Origin of the sequence: Acutalibacter muris, from assembly GCF_002201475.1 — a bacterium.
Lineage (GTDB): Bacteria > Bacillota > Clostridia > Oscillospirales > Acutalibacteraceae > Acutalibacter > Acutalibacter muris.
In genome coordinates, this window is record NZ_CP021422.1 from 15,312 (window position 1) to 36,975 (window position 21,664).

A 21,664-nucleotide genomic window follows, 5' to 3' on the forward strand; every position below is an offset into this window, starting at 1 on the left:
TAGAAAAGAATGGATGAGAACAAGCAGAACCTGGAGAACCAGGAGAAAATAGAAGGGGCGGCCGCCAGCGAAGAAGCTGCCGGGCCCCAGAAGGACGCCGAATCGGATGGCGGGGCCGCCCAAGGTAAGAAGGCGGAGCAGGACGCCCCAAAAGGAAAGAAGCCCTCGGTTTTCCGGGGAAATAAATTCAAGCGCGGCGGCATGGCCACGGTGCTCACCGTGGTGTTCATAGCCGTAGTGGTGGTGCTGAACCTGCTGGTATCGGTGCTTTCCGAGCGTTTCCCCTCGATGAACATCGACCTGACGGCACAAAAGATGAATACCCTGTCCGACCAGGCGGTGGATATCGCGAAGGGCGTTCAGCAGGATACCGATATTTATCTGATAGGCACGGAGGACGCCTATAAAAACGACGCTATCTATTCAAGCTACGGCTTGAAGTACAGCCAGGTTATGAATCTTTCCAAGCGGCTGGAGGAGGTGAACCAGAAGATACATGTACAGTTTATCGACCCTGACACCAACCCGGACTTTATCAGCCGCTACGCCAGCGATAGCCTTACGACCGGCCGGGTGCTTGTAAGCACCGAGAAGCGGCACAAGGTGCTGAGCGTTGACGATATGTTCTCAATGTCCCAGAATTCCACCACAGGGGCCACTGAAATATTCTCAAATGTAGACAGCGCCCTTGCCGGCGCCATTGAGATGGTGAATCTGGACAAGGTGCCTGTGCTCACCATAGCCACAGGTCATGAGGAGATGCTGGGAGAAGAGAGCATGGGCTCGTTCCTGGATATGATGGAAAAGCAGAACTTTGACGTACAGCAGATAGATATACTGACCGAGGATATCCCGGAGGACACGCAGATATTGATGATAGCCACGCCCTCTACAGACTATACCGAAGAGGAGATACAGAAGCTCAGAGATCTGCTGTCCGACGAGGAAAGGGAGGAATCTATAGCTATACTTTTGAGCTTCTACCCGGGCCAGGGTAAGCTGCCCAACCTGACCGCTTTCCTTGAGGAGTGGGGCGTTTCGGTGGGCTCGGGCTCTGTGGTGATGGAGAGCGACGCCAACCGCTACGCCCTTTCCGACCCCCGCTGCGTTATAGTAGACTCTGTGGGCACCGCTCTGGAAAAGAACACCTACAGCCGTCTGGTCTCCCCTCTCAGTGTGCCCATCAATATCCTGTTTACCGGCAATGGCGACGTGGGGGTAGAGGCGCTGTGGACTACCTCTGAAGGAGCCTATGTGGTGACGGAGAGCACCTCTCAGGAGGAGATAGAGGACCCGGATACCGCCCAGCAGAATGTGGCAACACTTTCCTCTACCATCGCCCAGTTCGGCAACGAATTTTATTTCCGCAGCGTGATAGTCTTTGGCTCCTCCAACATTTTCTCCGACGGCTTTATGGCCACAGCCTTTGATAACGCGGATTACCTCTCTGACCTTTTGAAGCTGTCTACGGATACGGACGGCAGCGCTGTCTCTGTGCTGACCGAAAGGGTGCAGACAAACACCATGGATGTGACAGCCTCTCAGAACACCATTATGGTGCTGGGTCTGGGCATGTTTACTATAGCGCTGCCTGTGCTGCTGCTGGTGGCGGGGCTCGTTATCTTCCTGAAGAGGAGGCATCTGTAAGCTAATGAAAAAGACAGTACGGAATATTGTCGTCCTCCTTATAGTGCTGCTCGTTCTTGGCGGAGCTGTATTCTTTCTTATGAACCTGCCGACGGACGAGGGCGGGGAGGAGAGCTCTCAGTCCAGTAGCTCCGATTCTGCGGAGCGCACGGCCCTGTTTGACAGGGAGGACGCGGATATAGAGTCCGTGGAGGTAAAGAACGGCGAGGATGAATATACCATTATCCCTACCCAGAAGGATTCTCAGCTGGGCTTTACACTGCGGGGCTATGAGGACTACGACTTTAATACAAGCCAGGTGTCCGCCAACGTGCGCACCATGCTTGGCCTGTCGCCGTCCAAGGAGCTGGGCAGCCAGGAGAGCCTGGACGCTTTCGGCCTTGGCAGCGCCGGGGCCAAGGTGACGGTGAACTATAAGGATGGCGGAAGCGACCAGCTGGTGCTGGGCGACGCCGCTCCGGAGACCACGGGAAAATATGTACTAAAGGACGGCGAGGTTTATATCGTCCTGGGTGTGCCGGACGCTTTCTATTCAAATAAGTTCAGCTATTTCGAGACCTCTGTATATGTGATACCGAGCTTGGTGGACGTGACCGTTGACGATGAGGGCGAGACCAGCGAGACCGAGGCCGAGGACAAGCTTGAGAGCTTGACCCTCAGCGGAGCGCATTTCCCCGAGACTATCAGCATAAAACCCAGTTCAAAGTATCTTAGCGGCTATGGAATTGCCGAGCCCATAACGGCAGAGTCAGGGAACACAAAGTTTACAGACCTTCTCACATCGCTGAAGACCCTTACGGCCTCCTCGGTGGTGGACGCGGGCATAACTGAGGAAAAGCTTGAGCAGTACGGACTTTCAGAGCCGGACGCGAAGCTGAGCTTCTCCCTTAACGGCTCAGAGCATGAGGTGGCTGTCAGCGCCAAGGACAGCAGCGGTATGCGGTATATGATTGCGGACGAAAACAACCTGGTGTATAAGGTGGCCAATGGCACTGTGGCAAATTGGGCCGATATCAGCCTGATGGACTTGCGTATGAGCTATGTGTGGATTGCCAATATTAAGGAGGTGAAAAAGCTGACAGTCACCTTAAACGGCAGTGAGGTGCACAGCTTTGACATCACTCGGGAGAAGAACGAGGAGAAGTCCACAGATACCTCAACGGAATATGATATCACCAAGATAACCGACGCCGGTGGAAATACCATCGACTATGAGGTATACCAGCCCTTCTACCAGAAGTTGATTGGTATGGCCGTGTTTACGCTGGATAAAGTATCATACGGCGGCACCCCGGCTATGGAAATAAAGTATGAGTATTTTAACGGCGGTAGCGATACTGTAGAATACTATGAGGTATCCGGCAACCGTTACGCGGCCCTGTTGAACGGCAGCTTTAACGGCCAGGTACGCGGCACGGATTTCGATTCTGTGGTTGACCTGCTGCCATGAACGCCTATGATAGGCAGGCTTTGAAAGGGAGTGTGATTATGAAAAGGTTATTATGCATAATGCTGGCTATACTGTTGGCGGTTGCCGCTTTGGCGGGATGCTCGAAGAAGGAGGAGAATGAATCCTCGTCCCCCTCCTCCCTCTCCCCCGCGCCGGAGCCGGAGGCCAGCGGGCCCTATCAGGTAGGGCTTGTGCAGTATACGGACTATGCCCCCTATGACGAGGCTCGGACGGCCTTTTTGAGCCGTCTTGAGGAGTGGGGTTATGGGGACAGCCGAATGCAGGTGGATTACCAGAAGGCGGACGGCGATTCCGCGAAGCTGGAGGAAATATGTAAAAGCTTTGTTGACGAGGAAAAGGAGGTTGTGGTCGCCATATCCGCTCCGGCGGCGGAGGCAGCTAAAAAGGCCTGCGAGGGGACAGAGACAAAGGTGGTGTTCCTGGGAGTGTCAGACCCCAAGGAGAGTCTGGGGATAGAGGACGACGTGAACCCGGAGGGAAATATTACAGGCGTGGCCGACCTGATCACGGCCCGGCAGGCTCTTGATCTGGCGGTGCAGGTGGACAGTTCTATAAAGACAGTAGGAATCTTATACGACTCTAACTGTCCGTTCGGCACAGGCTATGTTGACGCTCTTAAAGCGGTATGTGCAGAACTTGAGATAGCCGTAGTAGAGGGCAATCCCGCCGGTAAGGATCAGGTGGCGGAGGCCATGAAGGAACTCTGCGGCCAAGTGGACGCGGTGTTCTCCCCCATGGACAGCACGGTGTCGGCCGCCGCGCAGGAGGCCGCTAAGGCTGCCCGGGAAGCGGGAAAGCCGTGGTACGCTGCCAGCGAGGACGCAGTTGCCGCCGGGGCTTTGGCCAGCATAAATATCGACTATACCGATGCCGGCAATAAGGCGGCGGATATGGCCGTACAGCTGGTGTCCGGGAAAACCGTGGAGGAACTGGCGGTATACGCCTATCTAAACGGCCGTGTAAGTGTGAACCAAGAGACCATGGACGCGCTGGCGCTGCATTTCCCGGAGGAGGTGCTGGAGAAGGCTAACTATATCAAAGCACAAAAATCGGAGGAGACCTAAACAAAAAGTTGTCCCTAATGAAGTATATAGGCCGCAGGCATTTTGCCTGCGGCTTTTCCTATGTCTCAAAAGAAGTCTCAATTTAAAAAATACACTATCTGGCGTGGCCTGTAGACACCTGCTACAAAAGATTGGTATGATGGAGAGAAAATAAATCGCGGGCGGCTTTATAGTAAGCCTTCTGCGGGAAGGAGTTTTGAGCATGGCGAATATACAGGCAAGAAGAAACAAGGAGGGCCAGGTAATATCCTACAGCATCCGGGTTTATAGAGGGCGTGACCCTCAGTCAGGGAAACAGCTGACCCCGTTTTCACACACCTGGCGGGTGCCGGAGGGCTGGGGTGAAAAGCGGGCCAGGAGAGAGGCGGAGAAGCAGGCGGTGCTCTTTGAGCGGCAGTGCAGGCAGGACCTGGTCTCAGGCGGCAGGCAGACCTTTGCGGAGTACGCGGAGTATGTGCTGATCTGCAAGACCACCATGGGCATGAAGCATCTGACGGAGATACACTACCGGCAGAGCCTGAAAAGGGTGCTGCCAGTGCTGGGGCCCATGAAGCTGTGCGATATCAAGCCCCAGCATTTAAACCTGCTGTATCAGGCGCTTTCCTCGCCGGAGGCCAGAAATGATAACAGGAGGGAGGAGGTGAAGCCTGCCCTATGGAAGGCTTTGGAGGAGCGTGGCGTGATGGGCGACCTGCCGGCCAAGGGCGGGGGGCTTGTGAGCCTTGCAAGGCTGAGGGAGGGCAAGACGGTGAAGCCCGGTACGGCAAAACGGATAGCCGAGGCGCTGGACATACCTATGGGCGAGCTGTTCACCACAGTGTACAGCCAGCGCACGCTGAGCTCCCGGACGGTTATGAACTGCCATATGCTGGTGTCGGCGGTACTGGGACAGGCGGAGAAGGAAATGTTGATACCCTATAACCCCGCCAGGCGGGCCGTACTGCCAAGACGGGAATCGGGGGCGGACCCGAACTATTTTCAGGAGGACCAGGTGGGGGATATACTGAACGCTTTAGAGAAGGAGCCGGTGAAGTGGCGGGCGGCGGTTAATCTGCTTTTAGCCTCAGGCTGCCGGAGGGGAGAACTGCTGGGGCTTAAATGGGACAAGGTGGATTGGGCCAGAAAGACCATCAGGATAGACTGCGCCATGCACTATGCCGCAGACAGGGGGCTGTTCGAGGGGCCGCCAAAGACGCGGGATTCCATACGCACACTGGTGATACCCGAGGAGACCCTGGAGCTTCTTCGGGAACATAAGCTTTTACAGCAGGAGGAGAGCCTAAGCCAGGGGTCCAGGTGGAAGGAGTCGCCCTATATCTTTACCGGCGAGCACGGAGGGCCCATGAACCCCTCACAGCTGGGCAACTGGCTGACAAGGTTTGAAAAGCGGCATGGGCTCCCCCATCTAAATCCTCACGCCTTTCGTCATACTATGACAAGTTTGCTGCTTTTCAGCGGTGTGGACAGCATCAGCGTCAGCCACCGCCTGGGGCATTCCAGCGTGGCCACCACCACAAACATCTACGGCCACCTTATGAAGCAGGCCGAGGAGCAGATAAGCGGCAGGATGGAGGAAATCATCAACCGGGCCAAAAACGCCTCTGCGGAGAAAAGGGAGGAGAGTTGAAAAAATGTTGAATTTCCGGCTGAGATTTGAATTTGCACAGAGATGTGCAAAAATGTTGAATTTTGGCGAATCAAGGCGAACTAGTTGAACAAAAGTTGAATTAGAGCCCAAATACCCCAGGGCTTTTCAAGGCTTTGCCCACAATAGTAGTAGAATATAAATAACTTCCACTCGCCGGCAAAAAAAGAGCCGGACGAGAATCTAAAATTAAGAGGGTTGAAATCATGAACAAAAGCAAGTTCCTGAAGAGATCACTCGCGGCGCTGTTGGCCATACTGATGGTCGCCACGATGATCCCGAGCGCTTTTGCTGCGACAACTGAGCCTGATGTTATCAAGGTTCAGAATGTGGCGGTGGAATTCAGCGGCGACAGCGCCACTGTAAGCATCACCGCCCCCAACGGCACAGCGAGCGTGATCGAAAATGCGCTGAAGAACGTCACGTTCGAGCTGCGCAGCAAAAACGGCACTTCTGTAGGCATCCTGGACAAGGACGGGAAGCAGAAGACCGTTGACCTGACCGGCTGGCCCGACGCGCCCGACGCGAAGCAGACCATAAACCTGCTTTCCTACGCCGTGAAGCCCGAGGGCACCTATTGGGGCGATTACACCGGCATTAAGCTGCGCATAATCCCCAAGACCGGCGACCCCGTTGACTACCCGCTGACCGTCAACGTCAGCGAGCGCAGCGCCAGCAGCAACACCGGCATCGACAAGATCGAGTCCACCCGTATAGTCGACGCCCGCATCGAGGGCCGCGATATCACCATCGTGAAGCCTGTGGGCACGACCAGCGACAAGGACGTTCTTGGCCTGAAGGCGGAGAATTTCAAGCTGGCAGGCGCTGGTGCAACGGTTGACTTCACTGTGAAAGCCCATACTGTGAGCGGCGCCACTCAGAACGTTATCGAAAAGGTGACCGTCACTGCCGAAGATAAGTCCACAAAGACTTACGATGTCCATTACGAGATTGAGCCCATCTTTAATACCTTTACTCTGAAGGACATCGAGGTGGTTGATTACAGCGAAGTTGAGGATGGCATAACCGGCAACGAGTACGAGGGCACAGGCAAAAAAATTGTCACTGTTAAGGTTCCCTTCAATGCTTTCGACGATCTTCTTATCCCCTCCTTTACCACCTCCGAGCAGGTTATCAAGGTGACATCCAAGGCTATCACTGGCGGCAACGACAGCTTCACCCATGGCGATGGCGTGCTGTTTGACAAGTATGTTGGAACAACCAGCGGAGTGGCTGTCTGGGCCTATGGAGCCAACAACGCAGAAGCCAATACGCCCCCGAAGGTAACACACAAAAACGGCGAAAATTTCAAGTTCGACGTTCAGACAAACGTTTCTTCTCTGTATGATAACGATGCAAGTGACGCAAATACAGGCGAAATAACTGTTAAGTTCATACCTGTGAAAAACACCAAGGCTGAGCTGACCGGCGTGGATGTTGGCAATGCAAACGGCGCAGATACTTACAGCCAGGGCATTGTTAAAATTGACAGCACCAACGCCAGCGTTATCGTGGGCGAAATTCCCAACAAGAACCTCGAAGATACTGATAACAACAAGGATAATCCTCGTGTTGTCGAGCTCACCACCCGCGATGTGGAGCTCCATGTTTCCACCAACGCCACTGTCACCATCCTCAATCCCGACGGCCTTAATGAAGACGACAGCAATGTGATTAGTGACTACAAAGATGATACCAAGGCTGCGGAAATCTATGCTGGCACTAGTGAACCCATGATTAAAAGTGGCGATATTAAAAATCCTGATGGCATTGCGGACAATGACGGCATTGTGGTTTTGAGCAATGTTAACCTCCGCAAATACCACAGCACCCCCATGCGCATCCTCGTAACCTCTGAGGACGGCAGCACCAACACCGAGTACCGTGTCAACTTCAATGGTACTCCCGAGGGCAAGGCGGAAATCAAGACCGTAACACTGCACGGCAAGGCTGGTACTGCGGCTGCAGGGACCACCGTTGTCTCTGAGCAGGATAAGGAAGGAAATATAATCCTTCGTGTGCCGTACGACAAAACTGTTGCGAACAAAATAGCCGCGAACACACATGCTTGGACTGACTTGGTGGGCCTCTATGATAAAGTGACTGTTGATGCCAGTGTGGGCGCAACAACTTCAATTATGGATACATTTAATAGCGCTAACCACATATTAATAAGTGAGGGGACTGCTTTGCCGACGTCCGGCATGAGCGGATCTGATGGCACAGTTAGTGTTGATTACGGAAGTTTTGGCTTTGTCCTGCATTCTTCCTTTACATTAGGCCATGGAGATTCAGCTGGTGCTGCAACTCATCCTGCTGATGAGTCCGTGACCAAAGTGGGTATCTATATGCTGCCACCTTCCGAGACTGCCAACATTACCGAGATTACCCTGACCGAAGAGGAAGAGCTGTATAAGGTTGCTAACAACGACAGCGCGAAAATCACTGGAGTTATCAACCACAACAACAACACCATCAGGCTGAATGTTCCCTACAGCTTCAATAGGGACAAGGACGGCGATACTATAGGTACTGGTACTTCTCTGTATCTGTATGATTGGGAGTTTAATGGCGAGAAGCTGGATGGCGAGAATGGCACGGCCGCTACCGCTAAGGGCGAGTTTGTCTATGACCTCGCTTGCTTGGAGAACCAGACTACAGCTTCCCATACCCTGGAAAAGCTCGTGACTCTGAAAGAGAGCGAGATTACTTCTCTCGCAAATGTGTTAAAGTTTAAACCTGCGCGTGGAACTGGAAACGTTATCACAGTATGGAGCGAGGAGGATGCCGCCGGTTCCGCAACTCAGGACTACATCGTTTACGCCGTGCGTGCGAACGCCAGCGATGAGAGCAAGCTGAATAGTGTTGGCGCGACTGCTCCTGTAAGCGTGGCGCTGGACACCAAGGTTGAGAAGCTGAACCGCTTTATCATCACTGTTCCCGAGAACTACGACAGTGCTGAGGGCGTCAACAGCGCTTCCGAGTTCGAGCTGAGCTTTGCTGACCGCAGCGCGCATTCCACCGTTAAGAACGGCCAGACCACTTGGGTCGGCAGGGGCGAGAATACCGCCAAGTTCAAGGTGGTAAACGGCAAGCTGTACTTTAAGAATCAGCCCGCCAACCTGACCGATGGCCGCGTGATCCACTTTACCGTCGTGGCCGAGGATGGCACCAGCACTGGCGCTTATGAGTTTGAGATCCGTACCACCGAGCCCAACAACGATGCTACAGTCAGCAGCGTTATGGTAGACGATACCCTGATCTTCACCCAGGAGGGTAATAACTTCGTGGTGAAGAACCTGGAGGACGACGAGAATTACGATGAGACTAAGCTGCCCATTATTGTCAACACCACCGACCCTGCCGCCACTGTGACCGTTGATGGGAAGGAGTACAGGTTCGAGTGGGGCGTTGGCTCCAATATTACCGTTGACCTGAGCGAGGGCAAGACCGTTCCTATGGTCGTAACCGCTGCCGACGGTAAGACTACCGCCAACTACACCCTGTCCATGGCTTCCAGTACGGTTACCCCGCCTGATCCCTGGACCAACCCCTTCACCGACGTGAAGGAGGGCGACTGGTACTATGACGCTGTGAAGTATGTGAACCAGAACGGCCTGATGGATGGCACTTCTGCCACCAAGTTCAGCCCCCGCGTCAACCTGACCCGTGCTCAGTTTGCTCAGATTCTGTATAACGCAGAGGGCAACCCCGACGTGACCTGGACCGATAAGTTCAGCGACGTGAAGGAGGGTGCTTGGTACGCCAACGCGGTTATCTGGGCCGCCGAGAACAACGTCCTCGCCGGTTACGCCAACGGCACCGCCCGTCCCAACAGCATAGTTACACGCGAGGATCTTGTGAGCCTGCTGTGGCGCTACGCGGGCAAGCCCGCTCCCACCGGCACTACTCTGGACTTCTCCGACGCGAGCAAGGTCAGCAGCTATGCTAAGGACGCCCTGCTCTGGGCCGTTGAGAACAAGATCATAAGCGGCAGAGCTAATGGTGAACTTGACCCCAAGGGCAATGCTCAGAGGGCCGAAGCCGCTCAGATGCTGATGCAGTATTTCAGCAATAAATAAGGTTTCAACTCACCTAAATTTTATGATTACCCCATAAAGGCGAAGGGGGCGGAGTTTTCCGCCCTCTTTGCTGTTGGTTGTGGACAAAGCCGAGATTTTTGAATTGACACCGCCTCTTGGCGGCGCTATAATGAGAGTAATAAATATAAGGAGGACAGCCATGAAATTTGAAGTGAGAGACCGCTTTTATATGGACGACGAACCGTTCAAAATTATTTCCGGGTCCATACACTACTTCCGCGTGGTGCCCGAATACTGGCGCGATCGGCTGGAGAAGCTGAAGGCTCTGGGCTGCAATACCGTGGAGACTTACATAGCCTGGAATATGCACGAGCCAGAGAAGGGCCGGTTCCGCTTTGACGGTATGCTGGACGTGGAGCGGTTTGTAAAGCTTGCGGGGGAGCTGGGGCTTTACGTGATACTGCGTCCCTCGCCGTATATCTGCGCTGAGTGGGAGCTAGGCGGGCTGCCCCCCTGGCTGCTTTCAGAAGACGGTATGCGTTTTAGGGTGTACTACCCGCCATATCTCAAGCATGTGCGGGAGTATTATGAGGTGCTTATGGCAAAGCTTCGACCCCTGCAAATAGACCAGGGCGGCCCGGTGATAATGATGCAGATAGAAAACGAGTACGGTTCCTACGCCAATGACAAGAAATATCTCGAGTGGCTGAGGGACCTTATGCGGGAGCTTGGCATTACAGTGCCCCTATGCACCTCCGACGGTCCCACTCATGATATGCTTCATGGCGGCACCATAGACGGTGTACTTGCCACAGCAAATTTTGGCTCCCGGGTAGAGGAGGCCTTTGGGTATCTTTCAAAGTTCCGGCCAAATTCCCCACTGATGTGTATGGAGTTCTGGATAGGCTGGTTTGACGCCTGGGGCAATGAGAAGCATATGATCGGCGACTTGGAAATGGCCGAAGGAGAGCTCGATAAGATGCTGGAGCTGGGCAATGTGAACTTTTATATGTTCGAGGGCGGCACTAACTTTGGCTTTATGAACGGCGCGAATTATTACGAAGGCCTGACCCCGGATGTGACCTCTTACGACTACGACGCCATACTTACCGAGGACGGTCAGATCACCGAGAAATACCGGCGCTTTAAAAAAATTATCGGGAAGTATCGGGAAATACCGAAGATAGAACTTACCACAGATATAAAGCGTATCGATTATGGTGTGCTGCCTGTGCAGGAGAAGGTAAGCCTGTTTTCCGTGCTGGAGGAGCTGAGCGCGCCTATAGAGAACACCTTCCCCCAGCCCATGGAAAAGCTGGGACAGAGCTATGGCTATATCCTCTATCACACTGATTTGCGCACTGAGGAGCATTTGCGCCGTTTACAGCTGCGCGGCGCAAACGATCGCGCCCAGGTGTTTGTGGACAAAAAGCCTGTGGTAACCCTTATGGACAAGGAGCTTTTGGAGGAGCGGGAGCTGGACGTAAGCTTTGACCGCGGTGCGGATATGGATATCCTGGTGGAAAATCTTGGCCGGGTGAACTTTGCCCTTCGGCTTGAGGAACAGCGAAAGGGAATTAGCGGCGGGGTCTGGCTCAATGGCCATTGGCATAATGGCTGGAGGCAGTATCCTCTGCCTCTGGACAACCTGGATAAGCTTGACTTTTCCAAGGACTATCAGGAGGGGCTGCCGGCTTTCTACCGCTTCACCTTTGAGGCCGCTGAAACAGGCGATACCTTCCTCGATTTTGCGGGCTGGGGCAAGGGCGTTGTCTTTGTAAACGGCGTGAACCTGGGGCGTTTCTGGGATATCGGCCCCCAAAAGCGGCTTTACCTTCCGGGCCCGCTTCTCAAGGACGGAAGCAACGAGATAATATTATTCGAGACCGAGGGCCGGGCCGGTGCGTCTATAGCACTACGGAATGAGCCGGATATCGGCTAAGAAGTCATTTTTGGATAAGGAAATGGGTTAGTATGAATACGGAAGTTGAGGTTTTTGAATTCGAGGCCCCGGTATTTACCCCCCAGCCCCAGCCGCCCGGATTAGGTATCCTGCGCAGTATTATACTAGTGCTGATGGTTATGGTGGGTTTTGCGGAGGCCCTGCTGATAGCAGGTATTGCGCTTAATATTTTTCACTGATATAAATATTACAGACGGTCCCGCTTTTTATGAGCGGGACCGTTTTTCCTGTTGACTTTTCCCCGAATTGCGGTACAATAAAATTACAAAAAGGAGGTAATTATATATGGCAAAAGCAATAGTAAACGCAAATCGATCAAAGGGGCATATCAACAGAAATATCTATGGCCACTTCGCCGAGCATCTGGGCCGCTGTATCTATAACGGCATATATGTCGGTGAAGCTTCCAGCATTCCCAATCTCAATGGTATGCGCACCGACGTTGTGGCAGCCTTGAAAAAGATGGGTATCCCGGTGCTGCGCTGGCCGGGCGGCTGCTTTGCGGATACCTACCACTGGCGTGACGGTATCGGCCCAAAGGAGAGCCGTAAGAAGATAGTGAACACCAACTGGGGCGGGGTCACCGAGGACAACTCCTTCGGCACCCATGAGTTTTTGGAGCTCTGCCGCCAGCTGGAATGCGAGCCCTACATATCCGGCAACGTGGGCAGCGGCACGGTGCAGGAGTTCTCAGACTGGGTGGAATACTGTAATATGGGCGGGCAGTCCCCCATGGCGGAGGAGCGCAGGAGCAACGGCCAGGAGGGGCCCTGGAACGTGAAGTATTGGGGCATAGGCAACGAAGCCTGGGGCTGCGGGGGCAATATGCGCCCGGAGTTCTATGCTGACCTCTGTCGCCAGTATTCCACTTACCTGCGCAACTATGACACTGAACACCCCATCTATAAGATAGCCTCTGGCGCCAGCGAGGGGGACTATAACTGGACAAAGGTGATAATGGAGAGGGCCGGACGCTTTATAGATGCGGTGAGCCTGCACTACTACACCCTTCCCCGCACAGGGGACTGGACCGATAAGGGACCGGCCACCGGGTTCCCGCGCAGCGAGTATTACTCCACTCTCCGCAAGACCTTCTATATGGAGGAGCTGGTGGAGAATCATAGCCGTATTATAAAGCAATATCAAGGAGATAGAAAGATAGGCCTATGCGTTGACGAGTGGGGCACCTGGTTCGATGTGGAGCCTGGAACCAACCCCGGCTTTCTGTACCAGCAGAACACCATGCGGGACGCTTTAGTGTCGGCTGTCAATCTCAACATCTTCAACAACCATTGTGATACGGTGGTAATGGCCAATATCGCCCAGACTGTAAACGTGCTCCAGGCCGTTATACTGACGGAAGGGGAGAAGCTGCTGCTGACCCCCACTTACCATGTGTTTGAGATGTATAAGGGCCATCAGGACGCCAGACAACTGGAGAGCTATGTGGAGACCACCCTTACCGGCGAGGGGGAGGACCAGGTGCCGAACCTTCACATCTCCGCCAGCGAGGGTAAAGAGGGGGTGCTGGTGACCATAGCCAACCTCAGCGACACAGACAGCGCGGAGCTGGACTGCGCCCTTACTGGCATTGGCAGAGCCGCAAGTGTAGAGGGCCGGGTACTGACGGGCCCCTGTGGAGCTTACAATGACTTTGGGGCGGAGGAGACCGTCAGGCCCTCCCACCTTGCTGCTGAAATTACTGATGGTGGATTTAAGGCTGTCCTGCCCGCCTGTTCTGTTGCGGCATTTACAGTAAGATGAACAGCCCTTCTTGTAAGCGCTGTCTTTTACGAGAGCTTGACGGCGAGTATTTTAAATCTATCTATCGGTATATAGCGAGTCTCCCCGGGGAACAGAGGAGCAGCTCTGACGAGTATGCTAGGCGGTTGAAAATTTGCAGGGCATGTGGGGATCTGCATAACGGTATGTGCGCCCAGTGCGGATGCTTCGCCGAGGTGCGTGCCGCTAAGAGACGGCTGGCCTGCCCAATGGGACGCTGGGGGCAGGAGGAATAATACATTATGAAAGCGAGGTCTACTATGAACAAAAAGGAAGCTAGCACACCCATTGATATCCGCCAGGTCAAGATCACCGACCCCTTCTGGGGCGCCGTGCAGGAGACCGTCCGCCGGGAGGTCCTCCCTTACCAGTGGGAGGCCTTGAATGACCGCGTACCCGGGGCCGAGCCCAGCTTCTGTATGCACAATTTCCGGGCCGCCGCCCGGCTTATGGAGCGCAAAACTCAGCCGGGGTTTACCGAGCCCGGATATACCTTCCGGGGCTTTCAGACTCTGCCGGAGGATAAGGAGCACCCGGAGGCGGACAAGTTCTATGGCTTTGTGTTCCAGGATTCTGACTTTTACAAATGGGTAGAAGCGGCGGCCTACTCCCTTTCAAACCACCCGGACCCGGAGCTTGAGGGCACTGTAGACGGAGCTATAGAGATCATCTGTGCGGCCCAGCAGGAAAGCGGATATCTCGATACCTACTATATTTTGAACGGTATGGACGGGGCTTTCACAAACCTAAAGGACCATCATGAGCTATACTGCCTGGGGCACCTGATAGAGAGCGCAGTAGCCTACTATCAGGCCACAGGCAAGGACAAGCTTTTGCGGGCGGCCTGCCGGTATGCCGACTATGTCTGCCAGTGCTTCGGGCCGGAGGAGGGAAAATGCAAGGGCTATCCGGGACATGAGATAGCGGAGATGGCCCTGGTGCGGCTGTATGAAGCCACCGGCCAGGAGAAATATCTGGACCTCAGCAGGTTCTTTCTGGACCAGCGGGGGACCTCGCCGAACTATTTTCTAGAGGAAGAAAAACGCCGGGCTCAGAAAGAGGGCAGACCTGTACCGAAGGACGACTCCTCACACTATGCCTATTATCAGGCCCATAAGCCTGTGCGGGAGCAGGAGGAGGCTGTCGGCCATGCGGTACGCGCCGGATATCTCTACTCCGGCATGGCGGACATGTCCAGGCTGACGGGAGATAAAGAGCTGCTTGCCGCCTGCAAGAGACTTTGGGATAATATTGTCAAAAAGAAGCTCTATATTACCGGCGGTATTGGCGGAACGGCAGTGGGCGAGGCCTTTTCCTACCCCTATGACCTGCCGAACGACACCGCCTATTCCGAGACCTGCGCGGCCATCTCCCTGGCCTTTTTTGCCCGCCGTATGCTGGAGATATCTCCAAGTTCAGAATATGCCGACGTGATGGAGCTCAGCATGTATAATACGGTCGTGGCCGGGATGGCTCTGGACGGCAAAAGCTTTTTCTATGTGAACCCTCTGGAGGTATCCCCTGCCGCCTGCAAGGAGGATACGCGGCTGGAGCATGTGAAGACGGTGCGGCAAAAGTGGTTCGGCTGCGCCTGCTGTCCGCCCAATATTGCGAGGATTGTCAGCTCTGCCGCTGCCTATGCGTTTACTGAGCGGGAGGAGACTCTGTTTACCCACCTTTATATGGGAAGTGAGATAACAAAGGAGGTGGAGGGCATAAAGCTTCGGCTTATCCTTGAGAGCTCCATTCCCTGGGAGGGCCGCGCGGCTATGACCGTGCATACGGACGCTCCGGCCAAGTGCACCCTGGCTTTCCGCCTGCCGGGCTGGTGCAGAGCACCGGCCGTTACCGGGCCGGAGGGCATGGAGCGCGTAGAGAAGGAGGGATACGTGTATTTTACCGGCATCTGGAGGGACGGCGATCGGGTAGAGCTCAGCCTCCCTATGGAGGTGCGACTGAACGCGGCAAATCCAAGAGTCAGGGAGGATATGGGCCGGGTGGCTGTCACCAGGGGGCCTATCTGCTACTGCATGGAGCAGGCCGATAACGGAGAAAATCTCCATCTCCTGCGCCTGGACCCCGGTGCGGTAAACAAGGCCGCCATAAGCCAAATTGAAATTTGTGGACAGAAAATGACCTCGCTGGAGCTTGAGGGGTTCCGCCGGGAGCAGCCCGAGGAGAACGCGCCCCTTTATGCGGAATATGCCACGCCGCAGGAGTCTCAGGCTTGCTTGAAGTTTATCCCATATTATGCCTGGGCCAATCGGGGAGAAGGCGAAATGTCTGTCTGGGTGCGGATATAAATCAGGAGGTAGTTATGTTAGAGGAATTGAAAATCTCAGTATGCCAGGCAAATCTGATGCTGCCAAAGCATGAACTTGTAACCTTCACCTGGGGCAATGTGTCCGGCATCGACCGTGAGAAGGGGCTGATGGTTATAAAGCCCTCCGGGGTGGAGTATGAGGGCATGACAGCCGATGATATGGTGGTAGTCGAGCTGAAAACCGGGAAGCGGGTAGAGGGAAAATGGAAGCCCTCCAGCGATACGGACACGCATCTAGCCCTGTACAGGGCTTTCCCGGGACTTGGCGGGATAGTTCACACCCATAGCCGCTGGGCGACCACCTTTGCCCAGGCGGGAAGGCCTATCCCTGCCCTGGGCACGACCCATGGGGACTATTTCTACGGAGATATACCCTGCACGCGCCGGATGACGGCAGATGAGATAGGCGGAGAGTATGAGTTGGAAACGGGGAATGTGATAATCGAGACCTTTAATGGCATCGACCCGATGAGTATTCCCGGAGTGCTTGTACACAGCCACGGCCCCTTCGCTTGGGGCGGCACTCCAATGGAAGCCGTGCACAACGCTGTGGTCATGGAGGAGGTGGCCTTTATGGACTGGCACGCCATGGTTCTTGAGTCTACGTTAGGACAGCCAGCCTCCGGCCGGATGCAGCAAGAGCTTTTGGATAAGCATTATCTCCGCAAACATGGGGCAAATGCTTACTATGGTCAGCAATAATACACAAAATGCTTAAAAAGCGCCAGGAAGAGGATTTCCTGGCGCTTTTTTGTTTTTAAAATATTTTTTATAAAAAGATAGTTTAATTCCGGTCAAGATTATTTACTTTAATATTATGTGTTATAATGTCCTTAAGGAGGGAAAAATATGAATAATTTGAACGGCTGTACATTTACATGGGTTTACCAGCACTACCTGTCATGGTTCAGCGACCACGCCAGATCAGACGCCATACCCAAACGGGAGGAGGAAATTGTCGGGGCCCATTCCTATAACGAGGATGTTTTTAGCGACGGGCACATATCGCTTAACCGGGTAATTTATTATGTGCCGCTGAAGCAGTCCGAGGCAAAGTCCGGCAAACCTGAAATCTTCGGTTTTACAGAGCTGAACCTGCTGGAGGAGGACAGCAGCGGAGATATCGAAAAGATAACCCCGGTGGAATACGCGCTGCTATAAAGAGAACCTTTAAAGAAACCAACAGCAAAGAGGGCGGAAAACTCCGCCCCCTTCGCCTTTATGGGGTAATCATAAAATTTAGGTGAGTTGAAACCTTATTTATTGCTGAAATACTGCATCAGCATCTGAGCGGCTTCGGCCCTCTGAGCATTGCCCTTGGGGTCAAGTTCACCATTAGCTCTGCCGCTTATGATCTTGTTCTCAACGGCCCAGAGCAGGGCGTCCTTAGCATAGCTGCTGACCTTGCTCGCGTCGGAGAAGTCCAGAGTAGTGCCGGTGGGAGCGGGCTTGCCCGCGTAGCGCCACAGCAGGCTCACAAGATCCTCGCGTGTAACTATGCTGTTGGGACGGGCGGTGCCGTTGGCGTAACCGGCGAGGACGTTGTTCTCGGCGGCCCAGATAACCGCGTTGGCGTACCAGGCACCCTCCTTCACGTCGCTGAACTTATCGGTCCAGGTCACGTCGGGGTTGCCCTCTGCGTTATACAGAATCTGAGCAAACTGAGCACGGGTCAGGTTGACGCGGGGGCTGAACTTGTCAGCGGAGGTGCCATCCATCAGGCCGTTCTCGTTGGCGTACTTCACGGCGTTATAGTACCACGCGCCCTCCTTCACGTCGGTGAAGGGGTTCTCCCAGGGCTTGGGAGGAGCTACGGTGCCGTCATCTGCGGTCAGGGTGTAGGTAGCGGTGGAGCCGTCCTCAGCGGTCACCACGATGGTGGCGGCTGTGGTCAGGTCGACCTCCATACCCTCGGTATAGGCTGTGCCGTTGACGGTGATGCCCTTGATCTTGCTGTCCGTAGCGGTCAGGGTCAGGGGCAGCTTGGTAACGTCTGTGCCCTCGGGCACCTTGACGGTGTAGGCGTTGTCAACCTTGGTGACTTCGTACTCGCCCACCTTGACCTCGCTCAGAGTAGCGTCGCTGCTCGGGTCGAGGACAGGCTTCTCAGCGGAAATTGTGAAGCTGCTGAAGCCATGCTCGCTGGTGAACTCCAGTATCCTGGGGCTAGCGCCAGTAATCTTGCCCTCGTAGACATACGCTTCTCCGCTGTCCTTAACGTGCTTAATGAAAGCAGTCGCGGCCTTGTAGGCGTCGGGCAGAGCCAGTGTAACCTTGGTGGACTCGCCGATCTTCACTTCCTCGTCCTTGACGACGATAGCGTTGGCCCTTCTGTTCGCGTTGGCCTCAGTTGCATTGGGATCAAAAAGCTGTACCTTGCTGGGATCGGCCACAGTGGACACGACAGTGCGGGCCATGGGTGTGATGGAGATCTCAAAGCTTGTGGTGCCGTCCTCTGAGGTCTCTACGCTGACAACATCGATCTTCGCATAGGTCTGTACAATGGTGGATACTCCATCAAGGCCGTCTTCTACAGCCGCTTCAATATTCACCTTCAGACTCTCAGGCACCTTATCAGCGTTCTCAGCAACGATCTTCGCGGCGTCGGCGACCAGGGTCTCCTTGGCAGCGGAGTTGTTGGACACCTCATAGGCGTACTTCTGGAGGATGGCCTTCTCTATCTCAGTTTTGTTGTTGGCCAGGGCCTTGGAAACCTCCTCGGCAGCCTCCTTCTGCTCCTCGGGTATAGTCTCGGAAACAGAGGGCACGGGGGCGGCAGCTGTCGCATCATCAGTAGCATTGGCGCTCTTGATGAACAGCATACTGGTGTCGAACTCCAGGGTGTTCCCGGCAATCTCAGCAGGATCAGCAACAGCCTCCAGCTTGTCGCCATTCTTTATGAACCTGATGGTTACGTCCTTCTTCTTTCCGCCCAGGTCAATCTTTATTTTGCCATCGTTAAACAGGTTCTCATTGGAGTCCTTTGGCTCTACCATGCCGGACAGAACAATCTTTCCGTCCTTATAGGCAGGCGGCATAAGGCCGGTTAACGCATTATCGTCAGCAAGCTCAACACCCTTAATCTCTGCGGGCAGACGCTTCACTGCGGAGAAATCAAGGACATACCTGTCTGTTGTCTCGCTGCCCCCTTCGGGGGTGTACGTAACGGTCACGTTGACCTTAAAGTCATTGCTCTCGCGCAGCATAACTACCAGCTGTCCGTCGGCGGTCATAGGCTTTTCGCCAACCTTGATTCTGCCGTCGGCAGTCAGCTTCAGAGCAATGTAGTTGCCCTCCTGCTCGTCAGGATTGCTGCTGAACTGTTCCCACTTGGGGATATAGTTGCTGTTGCCCCTAAAGGAGATAGTGGTCACGTTGTTAGCCTTTTTCCGGGAGAAAGTGATGTCGGACTGAAGGTCAGAACCCTTCTTAGTGTTGCCAGTAAGGTTTATAAGGCCGTCGAAAGCATCCACCTGCAAATCGGTAGTTGCCTCGAGCATATCAACGCCGGAGTAGTCGATAGTCCATTCGGTACCGCCCTCCTCGTTTGCGCCGACCTTGATCTTGCCCTTATAACCGTCCTCCTTCAGGTTGTCCAGGCGAGTGAGGATTATACCGTCATCAATTACCTTCCACTCACGATCGGTGCCCTTCTCTGTGGGGCTATACAGCTGCATAGCCACCTTGGCGGGGTTGGAAACCTTGAGGGCGACGAAATGGCCGTTCTGCTGCTCCTCATCGCTTCCGTGGAACTCAGTCCAATCTTTCACCTCATAAGCGGTGCCGGTAACGGTGATAGTCTTGGTATCCGCATCGGTCTCAGCCACGATGTTTGACTGAATCGCGCTTGTATTTTTGTTCAGGCCCTCCAGGTTTCCTGTAAAGGCCTCTGCCTTAACGTTCTCGTCGGGGAAAGTCAGCCCGGAGAAGTCAAAGGTGTAGGTCTGCTCGGCAATGCCGCCATAGGTGAGTTTAATGGCCTTGGAAGCGGCCTTGGCCTCCTCTGCGGTCTCGCCCAGACGGAATATAAGGTCACAGTAAGAGTCATTGTACTCGGTGAAAACGCCGGCCGTTAGATCCTTAGTATCAGGCTTGCCGTTCTCATCGAGACAGGGAAGTGTCATCTTAGACACGATGTTTCCGTTCACAGCCTTCGGGATGGATATGCCCAGGTAGTAGCCGTGCTGTTCCTGAAGAAGAGTCTCGTTAAATTTTCTATAGTCAGAAACATACTTCACGGAAGCACCGCCAACCTCTACGTTCCACTTGTTATTCCCTGCGGAGGTCACATTGAACGTGGGGGTGCCGGTCTGGAGGTCCGACAGGCCTTTCTCGAAGTGTCCTTGGCTTGCCACCTTGAATTCGATGCCGCCAGCATTTGTCGTCTGCTTACCATTCCACTTTGCGCCGCTCTCCGTACTCGCCAGAGTAATGGTCTCGGTAGCAACAACCCTGCCGGTGTCCTGGTTAGTCAGGGTAACGGTATATGCGCCGTCTGCCAGGGCATCTTCGTTTACCTGCTGCCCCTCGCCGCCAGCTGCTTTGTTGTTCAGGGAAACATAAATCAGATACTTTTCACCAGTGGGTTTAAAGTTTCTTGTTTCCTTATCATAGCCTACGTACTTATCCCCTAAGAGCTCAGCGCCGCTTGCACTCTTAACGGACAGGGAGTAGTTGTCAGCGCCCAGTCCCGTCATGGCGAACCAGAGGATATTCCCCTGGTCACCCCCAAGCGTCACGCTGGATGCGCCAACTGCTTTTTTAATAGCCTCTACCGCATCGGTGTTGCTATCGTTTGCACCGACGGCCAGTGTAGGCACTTTCTCAGCCCTTTCGCCCTCTGCCATGGCAGCCATTGGCACCATGGAGATGACCATGAGAACGGCCAGCAGTGCTGACAAAAATTTTTTTGCCATTTGTTTTGCCTCCTTAATATTTTTGTGCGCCGCGTTTCTTCTCGGGGGACATTATTACCCGCCTGACAGACACGGCGCCCGGCTGTCAGGTATTTGTCCCCTATGTGTTTGCCCGCAGAACTCACCTGCTCCTGCGGTCGCTCCATCACCTCCAGCTCTAACATATCAGGAGGGCCGCGCCTCCTGCCGCCGCCGCCGCTATAGGCACGGCCAGGGGCGAGGCGGGCAGCCTTTCGGGAAATCCGCTTTCGCTCATGGGCTTCGACCCTCCTGAATTTTAGATTCTCGTCCGGCTCTTTTTTGCCGGCGAGTGGAAGTTATTTATATACTAAAATAGTTGTACAAACCGGCGTTTTTCCATAACCAATAAAATGAAAGGCTGGAGAAGCGTAAGCCTCTCCAGCCCTTTTTCAGTTAAATCTTATCTCCATGTTGGCCTAGAGCCATTTCTACTCCGCATACGGCGGCCAGCCCATCTTTTTGCCGCCCAGCATATGGAAGTGCAGGTGCTGGACGCTCTGCATACCGTCCTCGCCGCAGTTGTTCACGATACGAAAGCCTTTATCAAGGCCCAGCTCCACCGAGAGCTTCGCCGCTACCTCAAAGATATGCGCCACAACAGCGCTGTTCTCCGGCGTGATATCCGCCGCGCTGGCAATATGCTCCTTGGGGATTATCAGCACATGGGTGGGCGCCTGGGGGTCCAGGTCCCGGAAGGCGAGGACGGTCTCGTCCTCGTACACCTTGGTGGAGGGTATCTCCCCCGCCGCTATCTTACAGAAAATGCAGTCAGCCATAATTTTGCGCTCC

At 54.3% G+C, this 21,664-nt stretch carries 14 protein-coding genes; 12 read left to right on the forward strand and 2 right to left on the reverse strand.

Going from position 1 to position 21,664, the window contains the following annotated elements:
• The first annotated feature begins 9 nt into the window (after positions 1-9).
• From ADH66_RS00080 to ADH66_RS00130, 12 genes are all read left to right on the forward strand, one after another.
• A complete protein-coding gene (locus tag ADH66_RS00080; RefSeq protein ID WP_066537283.1) occupies positions 10-1,647 on the forward strand; it encodes a GldG family protein in 1,638 nt (545 codons plus the stop codon).
• A gap of 4 nt (positions 1,648-1,651) precedes the next feature.
• A complete protein-coding gene (locus ADH66_RS00085; RefSeq protein WP_066537280.1) occupies positions 1,652-3,097 on the forward strand; it encodes a DUF4340 domain-containing protein in 1,446 nt (481 codons plus the stop codon).
• 38 nt (positions 3,098-3,135) lie between these two features.
• Positions 3,136-4,182: an ABC transporter substrate-binding protein gene (locus tag ADH66_RS00090; protein WP_066537278.1), complete on the forward strand. Its 1,047-nt coding sequence runs from the start codon at positions 3,136-3,138 to the stop codon at positions 4,180-4,182.
• A gap of 202 nt (positions 4,183-4,384) precedes the next feature.
• Positions 4,385-5,809 carry a site-specific integrase gene (locus ADH66_RS00095; RefSeq protein WP_066537276.1) on the forward strand — a complete coding sequence of 475 codons (1,425 nt, stop codon included), beginning with the start codon at positions 4,385-4,387 and terminating at the stop codon, positions 5,807-5,809.
• 224 nt (positions 5,810-6,033) lie between these two features.
• Positions 6,034-9,909, forward strand: coding sequence for an S-layer homology domain-containing protein (locus ADH66_RS00100; protein WP_084384342.1), 3,876 nt, complete (start codon positions 6,034-6,036; stop codon positions 9,907-9,909).
• A 160-nt stretch (positions 9,910-10,069) separates the two neighbouring features.
• Positions 10,070-11,812 carry a glycoside hydrolase family 35 protein gene (locus tag ADH66_RS00105; protein ID WP_066537269.1) on the forward strand — a complete coding sequence of 581 codons (1,743 nt, stop codon included), beginning with the start codon at positions 10,070-10,072 and terminating at the stop codon, positions 11,810-11,812.
• 32 nt (positions 11,813-11,844) lie between these two features.
• Positions 11,845-12,012, forward strand: coding sequence for a hypothetical protein (locus ADH66_RS19725; protein ID WP_157130622.1), 168 nt, complete (start codon positions 11,845-11,847; stop codon positions 12,010-12,012).
• Between the two features lie 106 nt (positions 12,013-12,118).
• Positions 12,119-13,597, forward strand: coding sequence for an alpha-N-arabinofuranosidase (locus tag ADH66_RS00110; RefSeq protein ID WP_066537266.1), 1,479 nt, complete (start codon positions 12,119-12,121; stop codon positions 13,595-13,597).
• On the forward strand, positions 13,594-13,851 hold the full coding sequence (locus tag ADH66_RS20735; protein ID WP_084384341.1) for a DUF6171 family protein: 258 nt from the start codon (positions 13,594-13,596) through the stop codon (positions 13,849-13,851). The genes ADH66_RS00110 and ADH66_RS20735 overlap by 4 nt, the downstream gene beginning before the upstream one ends.
• Positions 13,852-13,875: 24 nt before the next feature.
• Positions 13,876-15,918, forward strand: a complete 2,043-nt coding sequence (locus ADH66_RS00120) for a glycoside hydrolase family 127 protein (RefSeq protein WP_066537264.1) — start codon at positions 13,876-13,878, stop codon at positions 15,916-15,918.
• A gap of 14 nt (positions 15,919-15,932) precedes the next feature.
• On the forward strand, positions 15,933-16,640 hold the full coding sequence (gene araD, locus ADH66_RS00125) for an L-ribulose-5-phosphate 4-epimerase (protein WP_066537261.1): 708 nt from the start codon (positions 15,933-15,935) through the stop codon (positions 16,638-16,640).
• A 147-nt stretch (positions 16,641-16,787) separates the two neighbouring features.
• Positions 16,788-17,099, forward strand: coding sequence for a hypothetical protein (locus ADH66_RS00130; RefSeq protein ID WP_066537257.1), 312 nt, complete (start codon positions 16,788-16,790; stop codon positions 17,097-17,099).
• Positions 17,100-17,194: 95 nt separating this feature from the next.
• Here ADH66_RS00130 and ADH66_RS00135 read toward each other — a convergent pair whose 3' ends face one another.
• Both ADH66_RS00135 and ADH66_RS00140 read right to left on the reverse strand, forming a co-directional pair.
• Positions 17,195-20,854: an S-layer homology domain-containing protein gene (locus tag ADH66_RS00135; RefSeq protein ID WP_066537254.1), complete on the reverse strand. Its 3,660-nt coding sequence runs from the start codon at positions 20,852-20,854 to the stop codon at positions 17,195-17,197.
• Between the two features lie 449 nt (positions 20,855-21,303).
• On the reverse strand, positions 21,304-21,651 hold the full coding sequence (locus tag ADH66_RS00140) for a histidine triad nucleotide-binding protein (RefSeq protein ID WP_066537252.1): 348 nt from the start codon (positions 21,649-21,651) through the stop codon (positions 21,304-21,306).
• Positions 21,652-21,664: the final 13 nt, after the last annotated feature.